We start from the raw sequence: 8,611 nt of genomic DNA on the forward strand, positions 1-8,611 counted from the left end.
GGTTCAGGCGGGGGCGGTAGAGAATCAGCACGTCACTGGCCAGCAGGAAAAACAGCATCATTCCCTGGAACAATTGGGTGATGGCTTGCGGCAGATTCATGCTCATCTGCGCGTTTTCCCCACCGATGTACAGCAGCGCCATCAGCAGGCTGGAAAACAGAATCCCGATCGGGTTGAGCCGCCCGAGGAACGCCACGGTAATTGCCGCATAGCCATACCCGGGTGACACCTGCGGCACCAGTTGCCCGATCGGCCCGGCCACTTCGCAGACACCGGCGAGCCCCGCCAACCCGCCGCTGATCAAGAGCGCCAGCCAGATCAGGCGCTTCTCGCGGAACCCGACGAAACCCGCCGCGCGCTTATCCAGCCCCAGCACCTTGATCTGGAAACCGACAAAGCTTTTCTGCAGCAGCACCCACACCGCCACCAGCGCCAGCAGGGCGAAATACACGCCGACGTGGATGCGTCCGTCCTCCATCAACAGTGGCAAGCGGCTGGCGTCGCCGAACATCGCCGACTGTGGAAAGTTGAAGCCGTCCGGGTCCTTCAACGGGCCGTGTACGCAGAACAGCAACAGGTTCAGGGCGATGTAATTGAGCATGATGCTGGTGAGGATTTCGTTGGCGTTGAAGCGGGTGCGCAACCAGGCCGTCAGCCCGGCCCACGCGGCGCCGGCCAAGGTGCCGGTCAGCAGGATCAGCACCAGCGCCCAACGGCTTTGCATGTCGATGATATTCACCGCCAGCGCACTGCCGGCCAGCGCTCCGATCAGCAATTGACCTTCGGCACCGATGTTCCAGATTCGTGCCTGATAGGCCACCGCCAGGCCCAGTGCGCACAGCAGAATCGGCAGGGCTTTGACCAGCAACTCGGACACACCATAACCATCGCTGACCGGGGCGATCAGCAAGGTGTGCAGGGTCAGCAACGGGTCATGCCCGAGGGCGGCGAACAGCAGCGAACCACAGCTCAGGGTCAGTACCGCCGCCAGCAGTGGCGAACACCACAGCATCAGGCGCGATTGCTGACCACGAGGTTCAAGAGAAAGCAGCATGTGACACTCCGTTAAAGCGTGGCGGATGCGGGTGATTGCGGGGCATCGAAGCGGCCGGCCATCCAGCCGCCGACATCGATCAGGCAGGTGTCGGCCGTGGCCTGCAGCGGCGACAAACGTCCACCGCACAAGGCACCGAGGCGGTCGCCGATCTGGAACAGTTCATCGAGGTCTTCGGAGATCACCAGGATGGCCGCGCCGGCGTCGCGCAGGGCAATCAGCGCCCGGTGAATGGTCGCCGCCGCGCCGACGTCGACGCCCCAGGTCGGGTGCGCAGCCACCAGCAATTTCGGTTGTTGAAGGATTTCCCGCCCAAGAATGAATTTCTGCAGGTTGCCGCCGGACAGGCTGCGGGCCGGTGCCTGGCTGTCCGGCGTCTTGACCCCGAAGCGTTGGATGATGTCCTGGGCCAGGGCCTCGACCTTGCGCCGCTGCACCAGCCCCTTGCTCACCAGCCCTTGTTGAAACGCGGTGAGCAGGGCGTTGTCCGCCAGGCTCAGTTCCGGCACGGCGCCGTGCCCCAGACGTTCTGCAGGAACGAAGGCCAGGCCATGCCGACGTCGGGCGTCCGGTGGCCAATGCGCGACCGGGTGGCCGCCAAAGCTGATCGTCGCGCCTGCGTCATGTGATAAACGCTGTTCGCCACTGAGCAAGGCCAGCAGCTCATCCTGGCCATTGCCGGCCACCCCGGCAATGCCAACGATTTCACCGCTGCGCACTTCAAGATCGATGTCTGTGAGCGAGCAGCCAAACGGGTCGGGGTTGTGCCACGACAGGCCCTTGATCTGCAAAAACGCCTCGGTCCCCTTGGCCTTCGGATAGTCGGTGATCAGCCCGGCGGCTTCGCCCACCATCAGCCGCGCCAGTTGCTGGTCCGAACACTCGGCCGGCACGCAATGACCGGCCACCCGCCCGCCGCGCAGCACCGTCGCGCTGTGGCACAAGGCGCGGACTTCGCCGAGCTTGTGGCTGATGAACAGAATGCTGCAGCCTTCGGCGGCCAGTCGGCGCAGGGTGACGAACAGATCGTCGGCCTCCTGGGGCGTCAGTACCGAAGTCGGTTCGTCGAGGATCAGCAGGCGAATGTCCTGCATCAGGCAGCGAATGATTTCTACACGTTGCCGCTCGCCGATCGACAGGCTGTGGATAAGTCGCTCAGGTTCCAGCGGCATACCGTAGCGCTGCGAGACTTCGCGAATCTTCGGTTCAAGTTGCTTGGGCGTGCCCGCGGCGGCGCCCATGGCCAGGGCGATGTTCTGCGCCACGCTCAGGGTTTCGAACAGCGAAAAATGCTGGAACACCATGCCGATCCCCAGGCTGCGGGCCTGGGCCGGGTTGCGCAGGTTGACGCGTTGCCCTTGCCAGAGCATCTCACCGGCATCGGCATGGACGACGCCGTAGATGATCTTCATCAAGGTACTTTTGCCCGCACCGTTTTCACCGAGCAGCGCGTGGATTTCACCGGGCGCGATACTCAAGTCGATGGCATCGTTGGCCAGGCAGCCCGGGTAGCGCTTGGTGATTGTGCGCAGTTGCAGGCGGGGTGTTTGATCGGGAATGGGAATGGCGTTGGGCATGTCAGGCTCTGGCGACGGGGGCTCATGCCTGTGGATAAAGCAATTTCCTGGCCATTGAGTCAGGAAAGCTGAAAAGCCCTGTGGCTCAAGGTGTTGAGATTGCCGCTTCGCTCCCGACTGCTCTCACCTGCGGCACCACATGGGGGCGAGGTCTTTGAAGTGGCTCCATTTTTGCGCTGCAAAGTTTGGTCAAAAAATGATCAGTGGGATGCAAGCCATGCCCGGCATGGTGCGGCGACAGGAATGAACGGGTTATCCACAGATTGCTCCACAGTATCTGTGCGCAAGCGCAGATGTCGGGCATAAGCGCAGGGCGGCTATCTTCTAAAGGTGATAAACCGCTGTAAGTGTTTGTTTTTTCGTGAAATTAGTCGTTGTGATGGCAGATTGGACGAAAAATGAACAAAGTCCGCAAAGCCGCATGACAGAAGGGTTACAGCGGTATGTGCTCAGGTTATCCACAGTCGGGTGCACAGCAGATGTGGGCAAGTATCGGATGCCGTCATTTTGCTGATGCCCCAAAAGATTGCAGCCTTCACCGCTGCAGCACAATGCGCCCACGGCTCAGATCAGCCAGTTGCTTTTGCAGCGTTTCAATCTGCACTTCACCGACCGCCAATTGCAGTTCGACGCCATTGGCGGTGAAGTCCTCCTGCACCACCAGCCCGCCGAGTTCCGCCACCCTCAACTTTACCAATGCCAGCTCTGCGAACGCGCAGGCACAGCGTAGCGGTACCCGACTGATCAGCTCGATCTTCGGCGCCGCTTGCAGGCATTTGTTGGCGCCGCCGCCATAGGCCCGGGCGAGTCCGCCTGTGCCCAGTTGAATGCCGCCATACCAGCGAATCACCAGCACGGCGACCTGGTCGCAATCCTGGGCCTCGATGGCTGCCAGAATCGGTCGACCGGCCGTGCCGCCAGGCTCGCCGTCGTCGGTGCTGCGGTATTGCGCGCCGAGCTTCCACGCCCAGCAGTTGTGCGTGGCGTTGAGGTCACTGTGTTGTTCGATGAACGCCTGCGCTTCAGCGGGGCTGGAGATTGGGGCGGCGAAGGTGATGAAGCGGCTTTTGCGAATCTCCTCGCGGTATTCACAAAAGTCGCTGAGGGTAAATGGCATAGGTGTCTTAAATGGTTGGCGTCAGGCCGCAGCCTTTGAGAATGATGCGGATCAGGTTGTTGCCAGCGTCTTCCATGTCCTGTTTGGTCAGCTTGGTGCGTCCGCTGACACGGCAGATCTGGGTGGCGAAATCGGCGTAATGCTGGGTGCTGCCCCACAACAGGAAGATCAGGTTGACGGGATCGACCGGGTCCATTTTACCGGCGTCGATCCATTCCTGGAACACCGCGGCCCGACCCTGGAACCAGGCGCGGTAATCCTGGTTGAAATACTCGCTCAAACATTCGCCACCGCTGATGACCTCCATCGCGAAGATGCGCGAGGCTTGTGGCTGGCGCCGGGAAAATTCCATTTTGGCGCGGATGTAGCGGGTCAGGGCTTCGGCCGGATCATCGTCGGCGGTCAGGGTGTTGAAGGTGCTGTCCCACAGCTCGAGGATGTTGCTCAACACCGCCACGTACAGACCGAGTTTGTTGGTGAAGTAATAATGCAGGTTCGCCTTGGGCAGCCCGGCATTGAGGGCGATGGTGTTCATGCTGGTGCCTTTGAACCCGTGACGGGCGAACTCGTCTTCGGCGGCTTTGATGATGGTCTCTTCGTTCTTCTGACGAATGCGGCTGGCGGGTTTGCCGCCGTGGGCTGGGACTTCAAAGGTCATAGGCACTTCCGGTCAGGTGAGTGGGTGCGGCCAGTGCGTTGATAGCGCACCCCCGGGCTACAGACAAGTCCCGATACGATAATTCCAAAAACACCACCGACCCGGTGCTGTTCAACGGGTTGCGGCCAGGCTTTCGAGGAAGCTTTCCAGCACCAGATGCGGGCGTCGCCCCTTGCGGGTGACCGAGGCCAGGCTCAGGTCATAGAAGCGTGCCTGGGGCTTGAGTGCGCGCAAGCGGCCTTGCTGGACCCAGAGGCTGGCGTAATGATCCGGCAGGTAACCGATGTAGCGCCCGGTCAGAATCAGGAAGGCCATGCCCTCTCGGTCCGAAGCACTGGCCGTGCAATTGAGCGCCTGGTAATGGGCCTGGATTTCCGCCGGCAAGCGAAAGGTCGGTGCAATGGCGTCCTGGCTGTTGAGGCGCGCATCGTCCAGTTGCTTGTCGTCGACATAAAACAGCGGATGGCCCACCGCGCAATACAGCAGCGAGCGTTCGCAGTACAACGGCTGATATTCCAGCCCCGACAGCGCGCTGGCCTGTGGCACCACGCCAACATGCAAGCGCCCGTCGAGTACGCCTTGCTCCACTTCATTGGGCGCGATCATGCGGATCTGGATCTGCACGTCCGGGCCACGCTCCTTCAATTGTGCCAACGCGTGGGTGATCCGCATGTGGGGCAGGGTGACCAGGTTATCGGTCAGGCCGATGGTCAGCTCTCCTCGCAAGTGTTGATGCAGGCCATTGACCTCGGTGCGGAAACTCTCCAGCGCACTCAACAGCTGCAACGCCGATTGATACACCTCGCGACCTTCTTCGGTCAGGGAGAAACCAGCGCGACCGCGTTGGCAAAGACGCAGGCCCAGACGCTGTTCCAGATCACTCATCTGCTGGCTGATGGCCGAACGACCGATGCCGAGCACGCTTTCGGCGGCGGAAAAGCCACCGCACTCGACCACGCTGCGAAAAATCCGCAACAGGCGGATATCAAAGTCGCTGACTTGCGCCAACGGATCGGGACGGCGGCTGCTCATGGGTGTGCTCGATAGTTTAGTCAGCGACTGACTGAAGGTTAGAAAAGTTGGATTTCACCGACTTTATCGCCGTGGCAACTTAGCTGCAACCCAGCTTTTCAATCCCTACGCCGCTTATGGCCCCGCGAGGTTCCACCCATGAACTTGCCTGAAAACGCCCCGACTTCTCTGACCAGCCAGCTCAAGCTCGATGCCCACTGGATGCCCTACACCGCCAACCGTAACTTCCAGCGCGATCCGCGTCTGATCGTCGGCGCTGAGGGCAGTTGGCTGATCGATGACAAGGGTCGCAAGGTTTATGACTCGCTGTCGGGCCTGTGGACCTGTGGCGCCGGGCACACCCGCAAGGAAATTCAGGAAGCGGTGACCAAGCAGTTGGGGACCCTCGATTACTCGCCGGGCTTCCAGTACGGCCACCCGCTGTCGTTCCAGTTGGCGGAGAAAATCACCGACCTGACGCCGGGCAATCTGAATCACGTGTTTTTCACTGATTCCGGCTCCGAGTGCGCCGACACGGCGGTGAAGATGGTGCGTGCCTACTGGCGCCTCAAAGGGCAGTCGACCAAGACCAAGATGATCGGTCGTGCCCGTGGTTATCACGGTGTGAACATCGCCGGCACCAGCCTGGGCGGCGTCAACGGCAACCGCAAACTGTTCGGCCAGGCGATGATGGACGTCGATCACCTGCCGCACACGCTGCTGGCCAGCAACGCTTTCTCCCGTGGCATGCCGGAGCAGGGTGGCATCGCACTGGCCGATGAACTGCTGAAGCTGATCGAACTGCACGATGCGTCGAACATCGCTGCGGTGTTCGTCGAGCCCATGGCCGGTTCTGCGGGTGTGCTGGTGCCGCCGCAGGGTTACCTCAAGCGACTGCGCGAGATCTGCGATCAGCACAATATCCTGCTGGTGTTCGACGAAGTGATCACCGGTTTCGGTCGCACCGGCACCATGTTCGGCGCGACCACTTTTGGCGTGACCCCGGACCTGATGTGCATCGCCAAGCAAGTCACCAACGGTGCGATCCCTATGGGCGCGGTGATTGCCAGCTCCGAGATCTACCAGACCTTCATGAACCAGGCGACGCCTGAGTACGCGGTGGAATTCCCTCACGGCTACACCTACTCAGCTCACCCGGTAGCGTGCGCCGCAGGCCTGGCAGCGCTTGACCTGCTGCAGAAGGAAAACCTGGTGCAGAGCGTGGCCGATGTCGCGCCGCATTTTGAAAATGCACTGCACGGCCTCAAGGGCACGAAAAACATCATCGACATCCGTAACTTCGGCCTGGCCGGTGCGATTCAGATTGCACCGCGTGACGGTGACGCCATCGTGCGTCCGTTCGAGGCGGGCATGGCGTTGTGGAAGGCCGGGTTCTACGTGCGCTTCGGCGGCGACACCCTGCAGTTCGGCCCAACCTTCAACAGCAAGCCGCAGGATCTGGATCGTCTGTTCGATGCGGTCGGCGAAGTGCTGGGCAAGATCGACTGATCAGGTACAACAACTCTCTATATAGAAGGCACCCGGAAGAGGGTGCCTGTGAACAATTTTCCAGGAGCTTCCATGAGCGTTATTCCGCATTTGATCAACGGTGAGCTGGTCACCGAAACCGGTCGCAGCACTGACGTGTTCAATCCGTCCACCGGTCAGGCCATCCACAAGCTGCCGCTGGCCAGTCGTGAAACCATTCAACAGGCCATCGACGCCGCCAAGGCGGCGTTCCCGGCCTGGCGCAACACCCCGGCGGCCAAGCGTGCCCAGGTGATGTTCCGCTTCAAGCAACTGCTGGAGCAGAACGAAGCGCGTATTGCGCAATTGATCAGCGAAGAACACGGCAAGACCCTGGAAGACGCGGCCGGTGAATTGAAGCGCGGCATCGAGAACGTCGAGTTCGCCTGCGCGGCGCCGGAAATCCTCAAGGGTGAATACAGCCGCAACGTCGGCCCGAACATTGATGCCTGGTCGGACTTTCAACCGCTGGGCGTCGTGGCCGGTATCACGCCGTTCAACTTCCCGGCCATGGTGCCGCTGTGGATGTACCCGCTGGCCATCGTCTGCGGCAACTGCTTCATCCTCAAGCCGTCTGAGCGCGATCCGAGTTCGACGCTGCTGATCGCACAGCTTCTGCTGGAGGCTGGCCTGCCGAAGGGCGTGCTGAGCGTGGTGCATGGCGATAAGGCTGCAGTGGACGCGCTGATCGAAGCGCCGGAAGTCAAAGCGCTGAGCTTCGTGGGCTCGACGCCGATTGCCGAATATATCTACGCCGAGGGGACCAAGCGTGGCAAACGCGTTCAGGCTCTGGGCGGGGCGAAGAACCATGCGGTGCTGATGCCGGATGCGGATCTGGATAACGCGGTCAGCGCATTGATGGGCGCTGCCTACGGTTCTTGTGGCGAGCGTTGCATGGCGATCTCGGTGGCGGTCTGTGTGGGTGATCAGGTGGCCGATGCGTTGGTGGCCAAACTGACGCCGCAGATCAAGGCGTTGAAAATCGGTGCCGGTACTTCGTGTGGTCTGGACATGGGGCCTCTGGTCACCGGCGCGGCGCGGGACAAGGTCAGCGGTTATGTCGAAGACGGCGTAGCGGCAGGTGCGACGCTGGTGGTGGACGGTCGCGGGTTGAGTGTGGCCGGTCATGAGAACGGCTTCTTCCTCGGCGGCTGCCTGTTCGACAACGTCACGCCAGAGATGCGCATCTATAAAGAAGAGATCTTCGGGCCAGTGCTTTGCGTCGTTCGGGTCAACAGCCTGGAAGAGGCGATGCAACTGATCAACGATCATGAGTATGGCAACGGTACCTGCATCTTTACCCGTGATGGCGAAGCGGCGCGGTTGTTCTGCGATGAGATCGAAGTGGGCATGGTTGGCGTGAACGTGCCGCTGCCGGTACCGGTGGCTTACCACAGCTTTGGCGGCTGGAAGCGCTCGCTGTTTGGTGACCTGCATGCCTATGGTCCGGATGGCGTGCGTTTCTATACTCGCCGCAAGGCGATCACCCAGCGCTGGCCGCAACGCGCCAGCCACGAGGCATCGCAGTTCGCCTTCCCCAGCTTGTAAGTAGCAGGGTTCGAAGGCCGGCCTCTTCTATATGTGGGGGCCGGCCTTCGTGTTTCCGGGCTTTTTTGACTGATATGACAGAATTGTGAAATTAAGAGTTGACGGCAGATCTCAGGTGT

Annotated in this window: 7 protein-coding genes; 2 read left to right on the plus strand and 5 right to left on the minus strand. The window is 61.0% G+C overall.

The window, feature by feature from the left end; genetic code table 11:
• From B0W55_RS27500 to B0W55_RS27520, 5 genes are all read right to left on the minus strand, one after another.
• A partial coding sequence (locus B0W55_RS27500; protein WP_077049054.1) for an ABC transporter permease occupies positions 1–1,054 on the minus strand: 1,054 nt, incomplete at its 3' end.
• A gap of 11 nt (positions 1,055–1,065) precedes the next feature.
• Positions 1,066–2,631, minus strand: a complete 1,566-nt coding sequence (locus tag B0W55_RS27505; protein ID WP_077049055.1) for an ABC transporter ATP-binding protein — start codon at positions 2,629–2,631, stop codon at positions 1,066–1,068.
• A gap of 535 nt (positions 2,632–3,166) precedes the next feature.
• Positions 3,167–3,748, minus strand: coding sequence for a YigZ family protein (locus B0W55_RS27510; RefSeq protein ID WP_077049056.1), 582 nt, complete (start codon positions 3,746–3,748; stop codon positions 3,167–3,169).
• A gap of 7 nt (positions 3,749–3,755) precedes the next feature.
• Positions 3,756–4,406 (minus strand): TetR/AcrR family transcriptional regulator, encoded by a 651-nt coding sequence (locus B0W55_RS27515; RefSeq protein WP_077049057.1) that lies wholly within the window; start codon positions 4,404–4,406, stop codon positions 3,756–3,758.
• 111 nt (positions 4,407–4,517) lie between these two features.
• Positions 4,518–5,438: a LysR family transcriptional regulator gene (locus B0W55_RS27520; protein ID WP_077049058.1), complete on the minus strand. Its 921-nt coding sequence runs from the start codon at positions 5,436–5,438 to the stop codon at positions 4,518–4,520.
• 138 nt (positions 5,439–5,576) lie between these two features.
• Between B0W55_RS27520 and B0W55_RS27525 the strand changes: the two genes are divergently transcribed.
• A complete protein-coding gene (locus B0W55_RS27525) occupies positions 5,577–6,926 on the plus strand; it encodes an aspartate aminotransferase family protein (protein WP_077049059.1) in 1,350 nt (449 codons plus the stop codon).
• 72 nt (positions 6,927–6,998) lie between these two features.
• Positions 6,999–8,492 carry a CoA-acylating methylmalonate-semialdehyde dehydrogenase gene (locus B0W55_RS27530; RefSeq protein ID WP_077049060.1) on the plus strand — a complete coding sequence of 498 codons (1,494 nt, stop codon included), beginning with the start codon at positions 6,999–7,001 and terminating at the stop codon, positions 8,490–8,492.
• Positions 8,493–8,611 lie beyond the last annotated feature (119 nt).

It is taken from the genome of Pseudomonas sp. KK4 (assembly GCF_001984065.1).
Taxonomy (GTDB): Bacteria; Pseudomonadota; Gammaproteobacteria; order Pseudomonadales; family Pseudomonadaceae; genus Aquipseudomonas.

Bases quoted from the DNA above. Each gene is read 5' to 3' on its own strand.
- B0W55_RS27525 (WP_077049059.1), top strand. From the start codon at position 5,577: ATGAACTTGCCTGAAAACGCCCCGACTTCTCTGACCAGCCAGCTCAAG.
- B0W55_RS27505 (WP_077049055.1), bottom strand. From the start codon at position 2,631: ATGCCCAACGCCATTCCCATTCCCGATCAAACACCCCGCCTGCAACTG.
- B0W55_RS27510 (WP_077049056.1), bottom strand. From the start codon at position 3,748: ATGCCATTTACCCTCAGCGACTTTTGTGAATACCGCGAGGAGATTCGC.
- B0W55_RS27520 (WP_077049058.1), bottom strand. From the start codon at position 5,438: ATGAGCAGCCGCCGTCCCGATCCGTTGGCGCAAGTCAGCGACTTTGAT.
- B0W55_RS27530 (WP_077049060.1), top strand. From the start codon at position 6,999: ATGAGCGTTATTCCGCATTTGATCAACGGTGAGCTGGTCACCGAAACC.
- B0W55_RS27515 (WP_077049057.1), bottom strand. From the start codon at position 4,406: ATGACCTTTGAAGTCCCAGCCCACGGCGGCAAACCCGCCAGCCGCATT.